The following is a 17,540-nucleotide window of genomic DNA, read 5'->3' on the forward strand; positions in this document are numbered from 1 at the left end:
GTGAAAATCAAAAAAGGTGATAAAGTTCAGGTTATTACAGGTGCTTACAAGGGCACTGTAGCTGAAGTAATTAAAGTTTTCCCTAAAGAAAACAAAGTAATCGTAGAAGGAGTTAACATGGTGAAAAAACACCTGAAACCAACTCAGCAGAATCCAGACGGTGGAATCATTGAGAAGGAAGCTCCTATCCATGTATCTAATGTTATGGCTTACGATTCAAAAGCTAAAAAAGCTAGTCGTATCGGATTCAAATTCGAAACTGACAAAAAAGGCAATACAGAAAAAGTGCGCGTCTACAAAAAGACTGGCGCTACTGTTAAGTAGGGGAGGTTAAAAGATGAACCGCCTAAATAAAAGATACACAGAGGAAGTAGTACCTAGCTTGATGAAAAAATTCAACTACAAATCAGTTATGGAAGTTCCTGCTGTAGAAAAAATCGTTATTAATATGGGTATTGGTGAAGCAATCGCTAACCCTAAATTGTTAGATGAAGCAGTTGCTGAATTAGCACAGATTACTGGTCAGCAGCCTGTTATCACAAGAGCAAAAAAATCAATTGCAAACTTCAAATTACGTGAAGGTATGCCAATTGGATGTAAGGTTACTTTAAGAAAAGAAAAGATGTATGATTTCTTAGATAAACTTATGAACATCTCTTTGCCACGTGTACGTGACTTCCGTGGAGTATCAGCTACATCATTTGATGGTCGTGGAAATTACACTTTAGGTGTAAAAGAACAGTTGATCTTCCCAGAAATCAATTACGATAAAGTAAACAAAGTACGTGGTATGGACGTAGTTATCGTTACTAGCGCAAAAACAAACGAAGAAGCAAAGGCACTACTTGAAGAATTAGGTATGCCTTTCAAAAAATAGGGAGGACTTAAAATATGGCAAAAAAATCAATGATTAACAAATCAAAACGTCCTCAAAAGTTCCAAGTGCGTGAGTACACACGTTGTGAACGTTGTGGCCGTCCTCACTCAGTTTTACGTAAATACAAACTATGCCGTATTTGCTTCCGCGAACTAGCTTATAAAGGCCAGATCCCGGGCGTAAAAAAGGCAAGTTGGTAATCAGATAGGAGGAATACAGTCATGATGATAATGACAGATCCGATTGCAGATATGCTTACTAGAATTCGTAACGCAGTTCAAGCTCGTCACGAAACAGTAGAAATTCCTGCAAATAAAGAAAAGAAAGATATCGCAAAGATTTTAAAGAATGAAGGGTTCATCACAGATTACAGTGTTGATGGAGATACAAAGAAAACTATCACAATCACATTGAAATATGGACCAAATAACGAAAAAGTAATCAGTGGATTAAAGAGAATTTCTAAACCTGGTTTACGTGTTTATGCAAAAGTGGATAGCATCCCTCGTGTATTAAACGGATTAGGTATTGCAATTATCTCAACATCTCACGGTCTGATGACTGACAAAGAAGCTAAAGCTAAACATGTTGGCGGTGAAGTAATCGCCTACGTTTGGTAAGAGTGTAATTATACGGAGGTAAGAAAATGTCACGTATCGGTAATAAAGCGATTACCATTCCTGCAGGCGTTGAAGTAACAATCGCTGAAGGGAATGAGGTGACTGTTAAAGGTCCTAAAGGAACTTTAACTCGTCAATTTAACCCTAATCTGGGAATCCAGTTAGATGGGGAAGTATTAACAGTAACTCGTCCAAACGAGCAGAAACACACAAAACAGTTACATGGAACAACTCGTGCTTTGTTAAACAACATGGTAGAAGGTGTAACTAACGAATTCACAAAAGATTTGGAATTGGTTGGTATTGGTTTCCGTGCTGCTGTAAGTGGTAAAAAATTAACATTAAATGTTGGTTATTCTCACCCTATTGAATTTGAAATTGAAGAAGGATTAAAAGTTGAATGTCCTTCTGCAACTGATATCAAAGTAACAGGAATTGACAAACAACGTGTTGGTGAATTCGCTGCAAATGTACGTGCTGTAAGAAAACCAGAACCTTACAAAGGAAAAGGTATTCGCTATAAAGGCGAACATGTCCGTCGTAAGGAAGGTAAAACAGCAGGTAAGAAATAGTGGGAAAGGAGAAATTGAACAATGCTTAAGAAAGTATCTAGAAATGACGAACGTCTTCGTCGTCACGTACGTGTTCGTACCAAAATCAGTGGTACTCCTGAATGTCCCCGCCTGAACGTTTTCCGTTCAAATACGCACATTCATGCGCAGATCATTGACGACGTTAATGGAAAAACTTTAGTAGCTGCTAGCAGTGTTGATATGAAACTTGCTAACGGTGGTAATGTAGAAGCTGCAAAAACAGTTGGTGCTGAAATCGCTAAACGTGCTTTAGCAGCAAACATCACAAATGTTGTATTCGACCGTGGTGGATATGTATACACAGGTAGAGTAAAAGCATTAGCTGATGCGGCTAGAGAAGCCGGATTGAAATTTTAGGAGGTTATGCGAATGGAACGTAAACCAAGAAGAAATCGCGATGCTGAAAAAGAATTTGAAGAACGCGTTGTAACCATTAACCGTGTAACAAAAGTAGTAAAAGGTGGACGTCGTTTCCGTTTTGCTGCCTTAGTTGTTATCGGTGATAAAAAAGGCCGTGTAGGCTTTGGTACGGGAAAAGCAAACGAAGTTCCTGATGCTATCAAGAAAGCAATCGAAGATGCTAAGAAAAATGTCTTCACAGTGCCTATTGTTGGAACAACAATTCCTCATGAAATCACTGGTAGATATGGTGCTGGAGAAATCTTCCTTCGCCCTGCTTCTGAAGGTACCGGAGTTATCGCTGGTGGACCTGTTCGTGCAGTATTAGAACTTGCAGGTATCAACGATATTCTTTCTAAATGTTTAGGAAGCCGTACGCCAATTAACATGGTGCGTGCTACGATTGCAGCATTGAAAGATCTGAAAACGATCGAAGATATTGCTCGTCTCCGTGGTAAAAAACCAGAAGAAATTCGCGGTTAATAGGAGGAATTAAACATGAAATTACATGAAATGACTTATACAGAAGGTGCTAGAACAAGTAAGAAACGTATTGGACGTGGACACGGTTCTGGCAATGGTAAAACTGCTGGTAAAGGTAATAAAGGTCAGAACGCAAGATCAGGCGGAGGAGTTCGTTTAGGTTTTGAAGGTGGACAGACTACTTTAGCTAGACGTTTACCAAAGAGAGGATTCACAAACTTCAACCGTAAAGTATTCGCAATCGTAAATGTTGCTAGTCTGAACTGCTTTGAAGATGGTACAGAAGTAACTCCAGAATTGCTGATCGAAAGCGGATTAGTTAGAAAAGAATTAGATGGAATTAAGATTTTAGGTGAAGGTGAATTAGAAAAGAAATTAACTGTTAAAGCTAACAAATTCTCTAAATCAGCTTTAGCTACAATTGAGCAAGCAGGCGGAAAAGCAGAGGTCATCTAATATGTTTAGCACCTTAAAGGGCATGTTGAAGAATAAAGAGATTCGTAAAAGAATTCTCTTTACTCTTGCAATGTTATTTATCTTCCGTTTTGGAACTGCAATTACAGTTCCTGGCGTAGATACAAAAGAACTGGTTGCAGGATTGCAAGACAACTCCCTATTTGCTATGATTAACCTGCTTGGTGGTGGCGGTTTGGAACAACTTTCTATCTTTGCGTTAGGTGTTGGTCCATACATTACTGCTTCCATCATCATCCAGTTGCTTTCTATGGATGTTATTCCTGCTCTAACTGAATTATCTAAGGGTGGGGCAACTGGCAGAAAACAGATTGATAAATATACACGTTATCTAGCTGTTGTATTAGGGTTCTTCCAGGCATCAACTATGGTTTATGGCTTTTCAAAACAATATTCCACGTTGATTATAAATGGAAGCTCCATTTCCAGCATCTTATATATTGCTACAATATTAACTGCTGGTAGTATGTTCCTGTTATGGATCGGTGATAGAATATCAATGAAGGGAATCGGTAATGGTGTTTCCATGCTGATTGCAGCTGGTATTATCGCTCGTCTGCCTCATCAGTTCTCTAGTGCATGGCAGACAATGGTTGATACAAGCAGCAGTTCCGCTACATTTAACGGCATACTGATGTTTGCATTATATATCATTGCTTACCTATTCATTATTGTATTCGTTGTTTGGATGCAAACTGCTGAACGTAAGATTCCTATCCAATACACAAGTAGTACTGTTGCTGCAAGAAAGAAAGATATGACATATCTTCCTTTGAAAATCAATAGTGCAAGTGTTATTCCAGTAATCTTTGCTTCTGCAATTATGGTAGCACCTTTACAGATCATTCGTATGTTTACGGCAGCAGAATGGGTTAATACGGTTGAATATTTCCTAGGTATGAGAACTCCAGTGAGTTTGGTTATCTATGTGGTATTAACGATCGCATTCACATTCTTCTACACGCACTTACAGATTGATCCTGAAAAAATAGCTGAAAATCTTGGAAAAAGTGGAACTTATATTCCAGGAATTCGTCCAGGAACAGAAACAAAACAATATATTAATAAAGTATTAAATAGAATCACTGTGTTAGGATCAATTGGATTATCATTCGTCGCTGTATTACCACATGCGCTTCCATTAATTCCAGGATTAAATCTGCCATCCTCTATGGGTATTGGTGGTACTGGTATCATCATCGTTGTTGGTGTAGCTATGGAAACGGTAAAACAGATTGAAGGAAGATTAACACAAAAATCCTACAGTTCTTTCTTACAACGATAGAAGGTGAACTCGTATGAATATTCTGATTATGGGAGGACCTGGTGCTGGTAAAGGTACCATGTCATCCAAGATTGTTGAAAAATTCAACGTCAACCACATTTCTACAGGAGATATCTTCCGTAGTGAAATCAGTAATAAAACAGAACTAGGAAATTTAGCTCAAAGCTACATGGACAAAGGATTGTTAGTTCCTGATGAAGTTGTTAACAACATGGTAAAAAGTTATTTAGATAAACTGGAAGATAAGAAAAATGGTTTCTTATTGGACGGATATCCAAGAACTTTAGATCAGGCAAAAGCATTTGATGCTTTGAGTCAGGGAACAGATTTAGCAATTGACAAAGTCATTGCTATGGAAATTGATTTCAATGAACTTGCATCACGAGTTACAGGACGTCGTTTATGCAAGGAATGTGGTGAAATCTATCACATTACAAATCATCCTTCTCAAGTAGAAGGTGTTTGTGATAAATGTGGTGGAGAATTGTATCAACGTAAAGACGATACAGAAGAAAGCCTGAAAGTTCGATTAGAAGAATACAGCTCTCAGACAGCTCCTGTCTTAGATTACTATGACGAAAAAGGAATTGTAGAACATATTGATGCTGGACAATCTATCGATAAAGTTTGGGCTGATGTATTAGCTGCTTTGGAGAAATAAATGATTCGTACAAAAGCAGATAATGAACTTGAGTACATGAGAGAAGCTGGAAAGATTGTAGCTTTGGCACATCAAGCAGTAAAAGATGCAATCAAAGCGGGAATCTCAACAAAGCAGATTAATGAGATTGTGGAAAATGTAATTATGGAACATGATGCGTATCCATCATTCAAAAATCTGTATGGATTCCCGGCAGCTACATGTGTCTCTGTAAATAACGTTCTTGTACATGGTATCCCAGATGATACAGTATTACAGGACGGAGACATTGTTTCAGTAGATATCGGTGCCTGTTATCATGGGTACCATGGAGACTCAGCATGGACGTATGCTGTTGGTAATGTAAGCAAAGAAGTACAAACTCTATTGCACATTAGTGAAGAATCTTTGTATGAAGGTTTAAAACAAGCAAAAGCTGGGAATCATTTAACTGACATATCGCATGCAATTGGAGAATTCGTGTATCGTCATGGGTTTTCTGTTCCACGCGATTACGCAGGACATGGTATTGGAACTTCTGTCCATGAAGATCCGACAGTTCCAAATTTTGGCCCGGCAGGTCATGGTATTCTGTTAAAAGAAGGAATGACTCTTGCGATTGAACCAATGGTTCTTGCGGGCAGACCACAGACAAAAGTATTAGCGGACGGCTGGGGTGTCATCTCAAAAGATGGAAGCTTATCAGCTCATTATGAACATACGATTGTCATAACAAAAAACGGGTATGAAATACTCACAACATTAAATAAGGAGGAACGTCCAGATAATGGGTAAGCAAGATGTTATTGAAATTGACGGAGTTGTAAAAGATACTCTGCCAAATGCAATGTTTAAGGTGGAATTAGCAAACGGGCACGAAATATTGGCTCACGTTTCTGGTAAAATCCGTATGCACTACATCCGCATTTTACCAGGGGATCGTGTTACCGTAGAAATTTCACCATATGATTTAACACGTGGGCGTATCACATTCCGACACAAATAGTCGTGAATTGAAGGAGGAAAACGCATGAAAGTAAGACCATCTGTCAAACCAATATGCGATAAGTGCCGCATTATCAAACGTAAAGGCCGTGTCATGGTTATTTGCGAAAATCCAAAACACAAACAAAGACAAGGAAACTAATGGAGGTGTAATGTAAAATGGCTCGTATTGCAGGTGTTGACTTACCACGCGACAAGCGCGTCGTAGTGTCATTAACGTATATTTACGGAATCGGTCGCACAACAGCTGAACAGATTCTGGCAAAAACAGGTATCAGTGAAGATATCCGTGTAAAAGATTTAACTGAAGAACAAGTAAATGCAATTCGTAACGAAATTGATGGAATCAAAGTCGAAGGTGACTTGCGTCGTGAAACAGCATTAAACATCAAACGTTTAATGGAAATCGGATGCTACCGTGGAATTCGTCACAGAAAAGGTTTACCAGTTCGCGGTCAACGTACTAAAACAAATGCTCGTACGCGTAAAGGTCCAGTTCGTACCGTAGCAAACAAAAAGAAATAGGACGATAGGAGGAAGTAAAATATGGCAAAGAATGTAAAAGCCGGCGCTCGTAAACGTAAGGCACGTAAGAATATTGCGCGTGGATGTGCTCATATCCACTCAACATTTAACAATACCATCGTTACTATTACTGATGAAAATGGAAACGCTGTAGCATGGTCAAGTGCTGGAGCATTAGGATTCAAGGGTTCTCGTAAATCCACTCCTTTTGCTGCACAGATGGCTGGAGAAGCTGCAGGTAAAGCAGCAATAGAAAACGGTATGAAAACAATTTCTGTAAACGTAAAAGGTCCAGGACCTGGACGTGAAGCAGCTGTAAGAGCATTACAGGTAGCAGGACTTGAAATTACAATGATCAACGATGTAACTCCAATTCCTCACAACGGTTGTCGTCCACCAAAACGACCACGCGGTTAATCATTGACCTATAAACTTGAGGAGGTAAACGTATGCAAAAATTCGAACGTGCACATTTTGAAGTAAAAGAATATATTGATTCAGAACATTACGGTAAGTTTGTATTTGAGCCTCTGGAAAGAGGTTTTGGAACAACTATTGGGAATGCACTAAGACGTGTTTTGCTCTCCTCTTTACCAGGAGGCGCTGTATTTTCAATTAAAGTTGATGGTGTTTACCACGAATTTACTGCAATTCCTGGAATTGTAGAAGATGTAACGACAATCATTTTAAATATCAAAACCCTTGTTATGGAAATTCAGGATGATGAAATCTACACCCTGAGAATTTCCAAACAGGGACCTGGTGAAGTGACTGGCGCTGACATCATCTGTCCTGAAGGAGTAGAAATCTTAAGTAAAGACTTACACATTTGTACTCTTGAAGAAGGTGGAATGTTAGAAATGGAATTACAGGCTCGTATTGGTCGTGGATATGTGAATGCAGACACGAACAAACAACTGTACCAGACACCTAATCAGCCTTTAGGAGTAATTTATACTGACTCTATCTATACACCAATTGAAAAAGTAGCTTATAATGTTGAACCTACTCGTGTAGGTCAAAATGCAAACTACGATAAAGTAATTTTGGAGGTATGGACTGATGGTTCTATTTCTCCAGCAGAATCTTTAGCATTAGCTTCAAAAATCTTGATTGATCACTTAGAGTTATTAACAAGTGTTGATGAAGCAGTAAATGATATGGACTCTGTAATGAAAGAAGCACAGGGAGAAGTTCAGAATAAAGGACTTGTTATGATGATTGAAGACCTTGACTTATCCGTACGTTCATACAACTGTTTAAAACGTGCAGGTATTCAGACTGTTGAAGAACTGACACAGAAAACAGAAGATGAAATGATGCGAGTAAGAAACTTAGGAAAGAAATCATTGAAAGAAGTTAAAGATAAGATTTATGATTTAGGCTTAAGCTTCAAATCATATGAATAAGAATCGCTAAGGAGGTTAAATACCAATGTGGAATCGTAAATTAGGACGTAAAGCCGACCACCGTAAAGCATTGCTTCGTAACATGGCTACATCCGTAATCGCATATGGACAGATCGAAACAACTGAAATGAAGGCAAAAGAACTTCGTAGTGTTGTTGATGAACTGATTACATTAGCAAAACGTGGCGACTTGCACGCTCGTCGTCAGGCTGCAAAATTCGTTCGTGATGTTGTAGTTGATGAAGCTACAGGTCAGACAGCTTTACAGAAACTGTTTGATGAAATCGGACCTGCATACAAAGATCGTAACGGAGGATATACTAGAGTTGTTAAGACTAGAGTTCGCCGTGGTGACGCAGCTCCAATGGCAATCATTGAATTAGTAAAATAGTAATCAAAAGGTGTGTATAATGAAATGCACATCTTTTTTTTATAGTTTTTCCTTTGAAATTATAGTATGATAGAAATGAAAGAGAGGTATGCGTATGAGAAAAAGATCAAAAAACAGAAAACTAAAGATCATGATTTGTTTACTTATTTTTCTTATCATCATTGCGATACTTGGAATTTATTTCTATTACGATTTTAGAAACAAAAAGATTTATGAAGAAATGAATATACAATTCATAGAAAATAAAGTAATTGAATACGGCGACAAGGATGCAACCTCTAAAAAGCTAGTGAAAAATGTCAAGGGAGCTATCCTAAAATATCCAGAAATCGATGTAATGAAAGTTGGTAAACAAAAACTTTTATATCAATTAGAAGATAACAAAATCACCAAAGAAATACAAACAGAAATAGAAATCAAAGACACAAAAAGACCAGAAATTATATTAAAGAAATCTAAAATCACACTTCCTTATGGAGCTGATTTTAATATGGCTTCTAATATCAAGCAAGTAAAAGATGTTGTGGATGGAAACATCCCATATAATGAAAATAAAGAAAAGAATAGTTATTGGTTTGAGGGAAATATTGATGCAGAGAAAGCCGGCACATATCCATGCAAAGTAATCGCTGTGGACAAAAATGGAAATAAGGCAGAGAAGTCTTTTGAAGTAATAATCGAAGAAAAACAAATCGATGAATACCCATCTAAACAGTCAAACAATAAACAACAAGAGCCAAGTGAAACAAATCAACCATATTATGTAAATGGAATTCTCGTTGTTAATAAACACCATGCCTTACCACGAGATTATGGTTATGGTAATGATGAAACTGCATATTCTGCATTGCTACAGCTTCAACAAGCTGCTGCAGATAATGGTTTTTCAATTCCATTATTAAGCGGCTATCGCTCATATGATTATCAATCTGATTTATATAATCAATATGTAGCACGTGATGGTGTAGAGGCCGCTGATCGCTATTCAGCACGTCCTGGTTATTCTGAACATCAAACAGGCCTAGCTTTCGATATAGGCAGTATTGACAACAATTATGGTTATACACCAGCAGGACAATGGCTGGCGCAAAATGCCCATACCTATGGATTTATCATTCGATATCCAGAAGGAAAAGAAAGTATCACAGGCTATATGTATGAACCATGGCACGTTCGTTATTTAGGAAAAGATGTGGCACAGCAGGTTTACGCAAGTGGTCTTACGTTGGAAGAATTTTTACAGATTAATTAAAAATTAATGATTTTGTAAAGAAAACCGCCAAATTATTGGTATAATAGTATTCGCGAGGTAAGATAAAATGAAAAAAAGAATGATCTATTTAAGTTGTATTGCTTTATTACTAGGCGCTTGCAGCTCATCAGATAAAACAAAAGAATATGGTGTTACTGACACAAAATCATGTGACAATGCGTTGATACTGGAAGCCAATAAAGATGATTTGATTAAAGATAAAGGAAGCATCTATTGTGCGGTAGATGAAAATCTATCACACTTAGATCAGGTAACCGCATTTGTGAAAGCAGGCTATCAGGCAGAACGTATTAATGAATTTCTGAAATTGTCCTATTATCAAGATAAATTAACCGATCGATATATTGCTTATGATGATCAAAAAAAATCTGTAGAAGATGTAGTAACATATGTAAACATTGGTCTGGATCAGCCATATTTCACGAATATGGATACTATCCAGGATACGAAAAATCCATTGATGTTAATTAACAAATATCATAAATTACCAGATGGCTATGAACCTGTGGATTTAACACCAACACCTAATGCATGTGTGATTGGCGAAGATTACTCTTGTCAAAGTGAACCACAATATTTGGTAAAGGAAGTCGCAGAAGCCTTTGAAAAACTGGTAGAAGCTGGTAAACAAGAAGGTATCAATATCAAAGCAATTGCAAGTTATCGCAGTTTTGCATATCAAAAAAATCTATATGATTATTATGCAAACACAGAAGGTAAGGATTACGCAGATCAATATTATGCAAGACCTGGGCAGAGTGAACATAACAGTGGGCTGGCAGTGGATGTAACACTAGATAATGAAAACTTCAATGAAATTGAAAAATCTCCACATTATCAATGGCTTTTAGATCATATCAATGCATATGGTTTTATCCTTCGTTATGAAGAGGATAAAGTTCCAGTTACTGGCTATAACTATGAGTCCTGGCATTTACGTTATGTAGGAAAAGATGCCGCAGAGGAGATTACGAAACAAGGATTGACATTAGATGAATATATCGCAAGAAAAGCAGGTAAATAATATGAGAAAATTAATGATGATTTTAATGAGCCTGATGCTGGTTGCCTGTAGCACTCAGACATCAGCGCCTGAGAAAGAACCAGAGAAAAAAGATGAAGAAAAAACCAAAGTATCATTTATTGGAGTTGGGGACAACCTGATCCATGAAATGATTTATATACAGGCAGATAAAGCCGCAGGGAGTGAAAATGATGGAACATATGATTTTACTCCTATGTATGAACATGTAAAAAAAGATGTAGAGAATGCAGATATTGCTTATATTGATCAAGAGTCTATTATTGGTGGAGATGATTTAGGTATTTCCGGTTACCCTACCTTTAATTCTCCAGATCAGGTTGCTCGTGATGTTGCCGCAACTGGATTTGACTTAATCAACACTGCAAACAATCATTGTCTGGATATGTATCAGGCAGGTATTGATCATTCAAGTAAAATCTGGTCTGAACAAAAAGGTATCGTAACAGCAGGAACATACACATCCAATGAAGATAGAAACAAAATCAGAGTAATCGAGCGAAAAGGAATAAAATTTTCATTTTTAGCTTATACATATGGAACCAATGGGATAGAACCACCACATGAGTACAGTGTAGCTTATTTTGATGAAGAACAAATAAAAAAAGATGTAGCTGCAGCGAAAAAAGTTAGCGATGTTGTAATCGTGTCTGCACACTGGGGTGATGAAAATGTAAGTGCTCCTACCGATTTCCAGAAAAAGTATGCGCAGCTATTCGCTGATTTAGGCGTTGATGTTGTCGTTGGTGAACATCCGCATGTCATACAACCTGTAAACTGGGTAGATGGCAAAGATGGTAATCATACATTAGTGATTTATTCCCTGGGAAATTTTTTAAGTGGTATGCTGGATGTAAACAATGTTTTATCTGGAATGATCCGTTTCAATTTTGTGAAAGATAATAAAAGCGGAAAAATACAAATCGAAGATGTAAAATGGGAACCATTAATCACACACTATACAGGTGATGCGAAAGATATCTTAAACACACGAAAAGATTTTACAGTATATAAACTCAGTGATTATACAGATGAGCTAGCCGCTAAACATGGACTAAATGGTGTAGATGGGCAGAAAGTAACAATTCAGGACTTATATGATCGTACAAGTAAAATCATCAAAGATATTGAAATTATAAAGTAAGGTGTAAATATGACATTATTAGAAGAAATGGAACAATATGCATTAGAAAAAGATGTACCCATCATGCTGCAGGAAGGTATCACATTCATGTGTTCATTCATAAAAGAACATCAATTAAAAAGTATCCTTGAGATTGGAAGTGCAATCGGATATTCCGCAATTCGTATGGCAATGTTAGATAAAAATATTCATATCACAACCATAGAACGAGATGAAGAACGATATCAAAAAGCAAAAGAATATATCGCAAGAAGTGAATATAAAGATCAGATCACTTTATTGTATGGGGATGCTTTGGAAGCTGATATCCAAGGCAGCTATGATATGATTTTCATTGATGCCGCAAAAGCACAATACATTCGTTTCTTTGAACGTTATGAGCCATTATTGATCCAGGGTGGATACATTATCACAGATAATCTGAAATTTCATGGTTTTGTGGAACATCCAGAAACGGCAACCAGTCGTAATCTGCGTCAGTTGGTAGGTAAAATATCAAGATTTATCAATTATCTGAAATCAAGAGATGATTTTGATACGACATTCCTTGAACAAGGGGATGGCATTGGAATCAGTAAAAAGAAATAACCGAAGATTTTTCTTCGGTTTTTATGTATCATTTTAAACTTTTTGTGATACAATAGAAGAAAAGAAAGTGGTGACCATAATGAAAAAAATACTACCGATTCTGGGTGTCGTGGCTGGAGCAGCTGCATTTGTTGCATACAAAATGAAAAAGGAAGAACAAAAGCAGATTATTGATTTAGATCAAGGCCTGTTAGAAGATGAAGAAGAAACATTAGAAGAAGGCCCAATCAGTGATCCTGCAAGCTGCTGTGAAAATGTCATGGAAAAAGCAGAAGAAGTAAAAGAAAATGTAGAAGAAAAAGCAAAAAATTTAGAAGAACGTACAGAAGAATTGATGGAGGATGTAAGTGACAATATTGAAGAGCATGTAGAAGATGCTGCAAAAGCTTTTAAAATTCATATTGAAGATGCTGTAGATACTGCTCAGGAAAAAGCAGAGGATGTAAAAGAAGCATTAAAAGAACCAAAAGATGATGTAGAAGAAGCAAAAGATGAACGTTATCCACATTTGAATGGTTCACAATTAGAAGAAATTCGTGCAAATGCTGATGCAGTTATCGAAGAATTAGAAAAAGATGGCGATGTGCATAATCATGAACGTCCTGTACAGCATAGAATCAATTTCACGAATATGGAAGATTTAGAAGGATTTAAAAATACAGTGATTAATAAAGGGTTTGTCATTACCAATGGCGATGAAGAATACCAATTAATGGTATTACACATAACGGCAATCAATAAAGAAAAACTATATGACAACATGTTCTATCTTGCTGATATCGCGGCAATGTATCATGGTGTTTATGAAGGATGGACAAGTAAAGTCGTTTATTAATGAGTTGAAGGATACTGAAAAGTATCCTTTTTCATAAAGGATGGCATTTATGAAAATCGCATGCCCATTTACAGATTAAAAAGTGTTAGATACATATATTCAAGAATTACAGGGATAAATTCTTTCAATCCTGTAATTTTTTAATTTTATATTGAATATTCCTTTCTATTCATAATTCCGTTATAATATATAGTATTACAAGGATGAAAGAGGGAGCGGCATGTTTAAGAAGAATATGAATTATTTTACGATGTTTGCGACAGGTACATTTTTCTGTGTACTTGGTTTTTCTTTTATTTTTGATTCTATAGCTGTCTGGAACTGGTTATATACGACCTTTGTGATTGGTGTTGCGATCATAGGCATTATTCGTTTATGCAACTTGATAATCAACTTCCGTAAAGTAGACAGCCGTCTGCATCAAACAATCGATATTATCGCATGGATTATCGCTGTGGTGATTTCTTTAAGCTATCCACAGACATTCTTCATGATGCTGCCGCGTTTCGTAGGGGCCTGGATTTTATTACATGCGATTGTGAAAATCATTGTTATGTGGATAAAAAAACAAGATCATCTGCCAATTCCTGCCCACAGTGTTTTCTATTTACTTGGCGATTTGATTATGAGCTTTTTCCTGATCATTTCTCCAGTCAAACATGAAGAAGTAATCTCTATTTGTATGGGTGGATATTTCTTGATTTATGGAGGAAATGCCATATTAGATTTTATCCGTGAAATTTTGCCAAGCGGCAGTGGAGATAAACTGGATAATAAAATTCGTTTAAGCGTTCCTCCGGCAATGTCTGTCATTATTCCACCACATCTTATGCGAACATTATTAAATAAGGATAAAGAAGATCAAATCAAAGAACATTTTGATGCTATCAAAGAAGATATTCCTGTGGATATGGAAGTCATGATTCATCTGGCACCTAGTGGTCCTGCGATGATGGGACATGCGGATATGATTTATCGAGGATTGGTCATTAGTTATGGCTGTTACGATCCTAATAATCGTCATTTATTTGGCACAATGGGGGATGGCGTAGTCATTATCGCGCCCAAAGATACCTATTTGCATAATTGTTTAGAAAATGAAAATAAAATCCTGATTAGTTTTGGAATCGCATTAACCAAAATACAAAAAGAAAAATTAAACGAACGCCTTTTGGAAGTATTCTCTACATTCTATGACTTCCACAGCGATGAAGAATTAAAACGCATGGGCATGCCTTACAAAGGAGAGTGTGATGATTATCTGAGCCGCGTGACCAGAACCTCTCCAGATGCCAAATTTTACAAAATCAAATCAGGAAAGCTAAAAACATTCTTCGTAGTATCCAGCAACTGTGTGTATTTCTTATCCAATATATTAAAAGTAATTGGTCTGCATCTAGTGGACCTTAGTGGCATTATTTCACCTGGCGCATATTATGACTTCTTAAACAATGAATTTAAAAGTAATAAAGGCTTTGTCGTTTCTAGAAAATTATATCGTAAAAAAGATGCAGTTTTATTTGAATCAAAAGATGAAAAATAACTTCATCTTTTTCTTTTTACAAACACTTGACTCTCCCCTTACAGGAGGCTGTAATCTGTAACTGTAAGGAGAAATAATTATGAAAAATGTGATAGAAGTACATGACTTAACAAAACAATACCAGAATCGTATTGTCGTAGACCATCTTTCTTTTGAGGTAAAACAAGGCGAGGTTTATGGAATCTTAGGACATAATGGAGCTGGAAAAACCACAACCATTGAATGTATACTGGGATTACATCGTCCAGAAAAAGGAAATGCCACAATATTTGGAAAGAATGCCTGTCAGCATCGAAAACAGCTGTTTGAACGAATTGGTGTACAATTACAATCCTCATCTTATCAAAACAATATCAAAGTACAGGAGGTATGTAAAGAAACAGCAGCTTTATATAAGCGACCACTAGATTATCGTACATTATTAGACCAGTTTCATCTTTCCTCATATACCAATCAGTTTGTGGAAAAGCTGTCTGGAGGAGAACGTCAAAAACTATCCATTGTGATTGCTTTAATACCCGATCCACAAGTATTGTTTTTAGATGAATTAACAACAGGTCTAGATGTAGAAGCAAGACGTGAAGTATGGGAAACTTTAAAAACATTGAAGCAACAAGGAATGACAATGATATTAACAACTCATTATATGGAAGAAGCACAATATCTTTGTGATCGTGTTTTATTATTAGCACATGGAAAAATGGTGAAAGAAGGGACTGTTGATACAATTATACAAGATAGTGGAAAGCCTAATCTGGAAGAAGCTTATCTATATTATATGAAGGAGGAATCAAAATGAAACGTTTTATGACACTTTTGAAAATTGAAGGAAAACTAGGCTTTCGCTGCCCGGATCCTATTTTCTTTGGCATCATCATGCCAGTAGGAATTTTCTTTCTGATTGCCTGGATAGCTGGCGATAAACAGGTACAAACTGGGAATTATACTTTTTTAGACAGTGCTTTTTCATCAATTTTGACGATAGGCATATGCGCTACAGCGTTTATGGGACTTCCAACTGTACTATCGGATTATCGCGATAAAAAAATCTTAAAGCATTTCTTTGTGACGCCTATCAGTCCGAAACTTTTATTATTAGCACAAGCATTATTATCCGCATTGACAGCAATCATTTCTGCCTGTATCATAACTATATGTGCTATTGTATTTTTCCATTATCGAATGGAAGGCAATATCCTGTTATTCATCCTTGCATATCTTGTTGTTTTATTCAGCATGTACAGTATTGGATTATTGATTTCAGCATTATCGCCAAACATAAAAACAACCAATGTATTATGCAGCATCGTTTATTTTCCTATGCTGTTTCTATCTGGCGCAAGTATCCCTTATGAAATCTTTCCATCCATCCTGCAAAAGATATCTAATGTACTGCCATTAACACACGGAATCAAAATATTAAAAGCGATTGCTTTTGATACCATAACCACACAAACCATCTATTCTATATGTTTTATAATGATATTGACTGTGATATCATTGGTTTTAGCTGTCAAACACTTCCGTTGGGAATAAGGAGGCCTTTATGAGTATTCAAAAAAAATGTATCCAAAAAGAACCACCACAGTATTATCGCATTGGCGTATTTGCGCAAATGAATCGTGTCACCATTAAAACCCTTCGACACTATGATGAAATAGGCTTATTAAAACCAGAATTTGTAGATGATACGAATGGATATCGCTATTATACATCAAAGCAGCTGCCTCATTTACATCAGATCATTGCACTCAAGGATATAGGATTTTCATTAGAAGAAATTCATGCTATCCTGCAAGGGGGAAATGAGCAGTTGTATCTTCAGAAAAAGAAACATGAGCTGTTGAAAGAAATCAGTCATATGACAGATCGTATTGCCAGTATCGAAAGCTATCTGATGAAGGAAGATACAAGGAAACCTGCCCATGTGATCTTGAAACCGCTGCCTGCTGTAACCATAGCTTATATGTCTGTACGATTATCCGGCTATGCGCAGCTATTTGACTTTATGCCCGCAATGGGAGTAGAAATGGAGAACGCAGAATGTGAATGTGTAGAGCCTGATTATTGTTTTACTATGTATTGTGATGAAGGATATAAGGAAAATGATATACAGGTAGAAATCTGTCAGGCAGTCGTGGAAGAAAAGCCAAGCCATGGGGATTTAAAATTTAAACAGCTGCCACCAGTAGAAATGGCTGCCTGTGTGCTGCATAAAGGACCATATGAAACCCTGCCACAATCCTATGAAGAAATCGTTCGCTATATTGAAGAAAATGGTTATGAAATCATTGGATACCAAAGAGAATCCTATATTGATGGTATATGGAATAAAGATGATCCATCTCTATGGCTCACAGAGATACAATTTCCCATAAGAAAGCGATAAGTAAGATATAAGGAATGAATAAGTT

The 17,540-nt window shown here is 36.8% G+C and carries 26 protein-coding genes; all 26 read left to right on the forward strand.

Annotated elements, in window-relative coordinates:
- The 26 genes from rplX (at window position 1) to DW114_RS08855 (ending at window position 17,515) form a co-directional block, all read left to right on the forward strand.
- Window positions 1–324 (forward strand): 50S ribosomal protein L24, encoded by a 324-nt coding sequence (gene rplX / locus DW114_RS08730; RefSeq protein WP_117453396.1) that lies wholly within the window; start codon window positions 1–3, stop codon window positions 322–324.
- A gap of 13 nt (window positions 325–337) precedes the next feature.
- Complete coding sequence (gene rplE, locus DW114_RS08735) at window positions 338–877, forward strand: 50S ribosomal protein L5 (RefSeq protein ID WP_117453397.1); 540 nt, start codon at window positions 338–340, stop codon at window positions 875–877.
- A gap of 14 nt (window positions 878–891) precedes the next feature.
- Window positions 892–1,077, forward strand: a complete 186-nt coding sequence (locus DW114_RS08740) for a type Z 30S ribosomal protein S14 (protein ID WP_117453398.1) — start codon at window positions 892–894, stop codon at window positions 1,075–1,077.
- A gap of 24 nt (window positions 1,078–1,101) precedes the next feature.
- A complete protein-coding gene (gene rpsH, locus DW114_RS08745; RefSeq protein WP_117453489.1) occupies window positions 1,102–1,497 on the forward strand; it encodes a 30S ribosomal protein S8 in 396 nt (131 codons plus the stop codon).
- A 26-nt stretch (window positions 1,498–1,523) separates the two neighbouring features.
- Window positions 1,524–2,069, forward strand: a complete 546-nt coding sequence (gene rplF / locus DW114_RS08750; protein WP_117453399.1) for a 50S ribosomal protein L6 — start codon at window positions 1,524–1,526, stop codon at window positions 2,067–2,069.
- A gap of 21 nt (window positions 2,070–2,090) precedes the next feature.
- Window positions 2,091–2,447 (forward strand): 50S ribosomal protein L18, encoded by a 357-nt coding sequence (gene rplR, locus DW114_RS08755; RefSeq protein ID WP_117453400.1) that lies wholly within the window; start codon window positions 2,091–2,093, stop codon window positions 2,445–2,447.
- 12 nt (window positions 2,448–2,459) lie between these two features.
- The gene (gene rpsE / locus DW114_RS08760) at window positions 2,460–2,972 is read left to right on the forward strand and encodes a 30S ribosomal protein S5 (protein WP_117453401.1); all 513 of its coding nucleotides are present in this window, start codon (window positions 2,460–2,462) and stop codon (window positions 2,970–2,972) included.
- 15 nt (window positions 2,973–2,987) lie between these two features.
- A complete protein-coding gene (gene rplO / locus DW114_RS08765) occupies window positions 2,988–3,428 on the forward strand; it encodes a 50S ribosomal protein L15 (RefSeq protein WP_117453402.1) in 441 nt (146 codons plus the stop codon).
- Window position 3,429: 1 nt separating this feature from the next.
- Window positions 3,430–4,731 (forward strand): preprotein translocase subunit SecY, encoded by a 1,302-nt coding sequence (gene secY, locus DW114_RS08770; protein ID WP_117453403.1) that lies wholly within the window; start codon window positions 3,430–3,432, stop codon window positions 4,729–4,731.
- A 13-nt stretch (window positions 4,732–4,744) separates the two neighbouring features.
- Window positions 4,745–5,392 carry an adenylate kinase gene (locus DW114_RS08775; RefSeq protein ID WP_117453404.1) on the forward strand — a complete coding sequence of 216 codons (648 nt, stop codon included), beginning with the start codon at window positions 4,745–4,747 and terminating at the stop codon, window positions 5,390–5,392.
- Complete coding sequence (gene map, locus DW114_RS08780; RefSeq protein ID WP_117453405.1) at window positions 5,393–6,166, forward strand: type I methionyl aminopeptidase; 774 nt, start codon at window positions 5,393–5,395, stop codon at window positions 6,164–6,166.
- Window positions 6,159–6,377: a translation initiation factor IF-1 gene (gene infA / locus DW114_RS08785; RefSeq protein ID WP_117453406.1), complete on the forward strand. Its 219-nt coding sequence runs from the start codon at window positions 6,159–6,161 to the stop codon at window positions 6,375–6,377. Before map ends, infA begins: the two co-directional genes overlap by 8 nt.
- A gap of 24 nt (window positions 6,378–6,401) precedes the next feature.
- Window positions 6,402–6,518, forward strand: coding sequence for a 50S ribosomal protein L36 (gene rpmJ, locus DW114_RS08790; RefSeq protein ID WP_008979808.1), 117 nt, complete (start codon window positions 6,402–6,404; stop codon window positions 6,516–6,518).
- A gap of 17 nt (window positions 6,519–6,535) precedes the next feature.
- Window positions 6,536–6,901: a 30S ribosomal protein S13 gene (gene rpsM / locus DW114_RS08795; RefSeq protein WP_117453407.1), complete on the forward strand. Its 366-nt coding sequence runs from the start codon at window positions 6,536–6,538 to the stop codon at window positions 6,899–6,901.
- 21 nt (window positions 6,902–6,922) lie between these two features.
- Complete coding sequence (gene rpsK / locus DW114_RS08800) at window positions 6,923–7,318, forward strand: 30S ribosomal protein S11 (RefSeq protein WP_117453408.1); 396 nt, start codon at window positions 6,923–6,925, stop codon at window positions 7,316–7,318.
- 32 nt (window positions 7,319–7,350) lie between these two features.
- A complete protein-coding gene (locus DW114_RS08805; protein ID WP_117453409.1) occupies window positions 7,351–8,310 on the forward strand; it encodes a DNA-directed RNA polymerase subunit alpha in 960 nt (319 codons plus the stop codon).
- A gap of 25 nt (window positions 8,311–8,335) precedes the next feature.
- Window positions 8,336–8,701 (forward strand): 50S ribosomal protein L17, encoded by a 366-nt coding sequence (rplQ, locus tag DW114_RS08810; RefSeq protein WP_117453410.1) that lies wholly within the window; start codon window positions 8,336–8,338, stop codon window positions 8,699–8,701.
- Window positions 8,702–8,795: 94 nt separating this feature from the next.
- A complete protein-coding gene (locus tag DW114_RS08815; protein ID WP_233511357.1) occupies window positions 8,796–9,953 on the forward strand; it encodes a M15 family metallopeptidase in 1,158 nt (385 codons plus the stop codon).
- 67 nt (window positions 9,954–10,020) lie between these two features.
- On the forward strand, window positions 10,021–10,998 hold the full coding sequence (locus tag DW114_RS08820; RefSeq protein WP_117453411.1) for a M15 family metallopeptidase: 978 nt from the start codon (window positions 10,021–10,023) through the stop codon (window positions 10,996–10,998).
- Window position 10,999: 1 nt separating this feature from the next.
- Window positions 11,000–12,160: a CapA family protein gene (locus DW114_RS08825; RefSeq protein WP_117453491.1), complete on the forward strand. Its 1,161-nt coding sequence runs from the start codon at window positions 11,000–11,002 to the stop codon at window positions 12,158–12,160.
- A gap of 9 nt (window positions 12,161–12,169) precedes the next feature.
- Complete coding sequence (locus DW114_RS08830; protein ID WP_117453412.1) at window positions 12,170–12,748, forward strand: O-methyltransferase; 579 nt, start codon at window positions 12,170–12,172, stop codon at window positions 12,746–12,748.
- Window positions 12,749–12,827: 79 nt separating this feature from the next.
- Entirely contained in the window at window positions 12,828–13,583 is a 756-nt protein-coding gene (locus DW114_RS08835; protein ID WP_117453413.1) for a ribonuclease E inhibitor RraB, read from the forward strand.
- Between the two features lie 220 nt (window positions 13,584–13,803).
- Window positions 13,804–15,126 carry a hypothetical protein gene (locus tag DW114_RS08840; protein ID WP_117453414.1) on the forward strand — a complete coding sequence of 441 codons (1,323 nt, stop codon included), beginning with the start codon at window positions 13,804–13,806 and terminating at the stop codon, window positions 15,124–15,126.
- Between the two features lie 79 nt (window positions 15,127–15,205).
- Complete coding sequence (locus DW114_RS08845) at window positions 15,206–15,925, forward strand: ABC transporter ATP-binding protein (RefSeq protein WP_117453415.1); 720 nt, start codon at window positions 15,206–15,208, stop codon at window positions 15,923–15,925.
- Window positions 15,922–16,662 carry an ABC transporter permease gene (locus DW114_RS08850; protein ID WP_117453416.1) on the forward strand — a complete coding sequence of 247 codons (741 nt, stop codon included), beginning with the start codon at window positions 15,922–15,924 and terminating at the stop codon, window positions 16,660–16,662. The genes DW114_RS08845 and DW114_RS08850 overlap by 4 nt, the downstream gene beginning before the upstream one ends.
- A gap of 10 nt (window positions 16,663–16,672) precedes the next feature.
- The gene (locus tag DW114_RS08855; protein WP_117453417.1) at window positions 16,673–17,515 is read left to right on the forward strand and encodes a MerR family transcriptional regulator; all 843 of its coding nucleotides are present in this window, start codon (window positions 16,673–16,675) and stop codon (window positions 17,513–17,515) included.
- Window positions 17,516–17,540 lie beyond the last annotated feature (25 nt).

Source organism: Absiella sp. AM09-50 (assembly GCF_003433845.1).
GTDB lineage: Bacteria > Bacillota_I > Bacilli_A > Erysipelotrichales > Erysipelotrichaceae > Hoskinsella > Hoskinsella hominis.

Excerpts from the sequence above, each read along its gene's own strand:
- DW114_RS08805 (WP_117453409.1), top strand. The coding sequence starts at position 7,351 with ATGCAAAAATTCGAACGTGCACATTTTGAAGTAAAAGAATATATTGAT.
- rplE (WP_117453397.1), top strand. The coding sequence starts at position 338 with ATGAACCGCCTAAATAAAAGATACACAGAGGAAGTAGTACCTAGCTTG.
- DW114_RS08840 (WP_117453414.1), top strand. The coding sequence starts at position 13,804 with ATGTTTAAGAAGAATATGAATTATTTTACGATGTTTGCGACAGGTACA.
- DW114_RS08855 (WP_117453417.1), top strand. The coding sequence starts at position 16,673 with ATGAGTATTCAAAAAAAATGTATCCAAAAAGAACCACCACAGTATTAT.
- rplR (WP_117453400.1), top strand. The coding sequence starts at position 2,091 with ATGCTTAAGAAAGTATCTAGAAATGACGAACGTCTTCGTCGTCACGTA.
- rpsH (WP_117453489.1), top strand. The coding sequence starts at position 1,102 with ATGATAATGACAGATCCGATTGCAGATATGCTTACTAGAATTCGTAAC.
- secY (WP_117453403.1), top strand. The coding sequence starts at position 3,430 with ATGTTTAGCACCTTAAAGGGCATGTTGAAGAATAAAGAGATTCGTAAA.
- DW114_RS08830 (WP_117453412.1), top strand. The coding sequence starts at position 12,170 with ATGACATTATTAGAAGAAATGGAACAATATGCATTAGAAAAAGATGTA.
- rpsK (WP_117453408.1), top strand. The coding sequence starts at position 6,923 with ATGGCAAAGAATGTAAAAGCCGGCGCTCGTAAACGTAAGGCACGTAAG.
- DW114_RS08835 (WP_117453413.1), top strand. The coding sequence starts at position 12,828 with ATGAAAAAAATACTACCGATTCTGGGTGTCGTGGCTGGAGCAGCTGCA.
- map (WP_117453405.1), top strand. The coding sequence starts at position 5,393 with ATGATTCGTACAAAAGCAGATAATGAACTTGAGTACATGAGAGAAGCT.
- DW114_RS08820 (WP_117453411.1), top strand. The coding sequence starts at position 10,021 with ATGAAAAAAAGAATGATCTATTTAAGTTGTATTGCTTTATTACTAGGC.
- rplO (WP_117453402.1), top strand. The coding sequence starts at position 2,988 with ATGAAATTACATGAAATGACTTATACAGAAGGTGCTAGAACAAGTAAG.
- infA (WP_117453406.1), top strand. The coding sequence starts at position 6,159 with ATGGGTAAGCAAGATGTTATTGAAATTGACGGAGTTGTAAAAGATACT.
- DW114_RS08775 (WP_117453404.1), top strand. The coding sequence starts at position 4,745 with ATGAATATTCTGATTATGGGAGGACCTGGTGCTGGTAAAGGTACCATG.
- DW114_RS08850 (WP_117453416.1), top strand. The coding sequence starts at position 15,922 with ATGAAACGTTTTATGACACTTTTGAAAATTGAAGGAAAACTAGGCTTT.
- rpsE (WP_117453401.1), top strand. The coding sequence starts at position 2,460 with ATGGAACGTAAACCAAGAAGAAATCGCGATGCTGAAAAAGAATTTGAA.
- rpsM (WP_117453407.1), top strand. The coding sequence starts at position 6,536 with ATGGCTCGTATTGCAGGTGTTGACTTACCACGCGACAAGCGCGTCGTA.
- DW114_RS08740 (WP_117453398.1), top strand. The coding sequence starts at position 892 with ATGGCAAAAAAATCAATGATTAACAAATCAAAACGTCCTCAAAAGTTC.
- rpmJ (WP_008979808.1), top strand. The coding sequence starts at position 6,402 with ATGAAAGTAAGACCATCTGTCAAACCAATATGCGATAAGTGCCGCATT.
- rplQ (WP_117453410.1), top strand. The coding sequence starts at position 8,336 with ATGTGGAATCGTAAATTAGGACGTAAAGCCGACCACCGTAAAGCATTG.
- DW114_RS08845 (WP_117453415.1), top strand. The coding sequence starts at position 15,206 with ATGAAAAATGTGATAGAAGTACATGACTTAACAAAACAATACCAGAAT.
- DW114_RS08825 (WP_117453491.1), top strand. The coding sequence starts at position 11,000 with ATGAGAAAATTAATGATGATTTTAATGAGCCTGATGCTGGTTGCCTGT.
- DW114_RS08815 (WP_233511357.1), top strand. The coding sequence starts at position 8,796 with ATGAGAAAAAGATCAAAAAACAGAAAACTAAAGATCATGATTTGTTTA.
- rplF (WP_117453399.1), top strand. The coding sequence starts at position 1,524 with ATGTCACGTATCGGTAATAAAGCGATTACCATTCCTGCAGGCGTTGAA.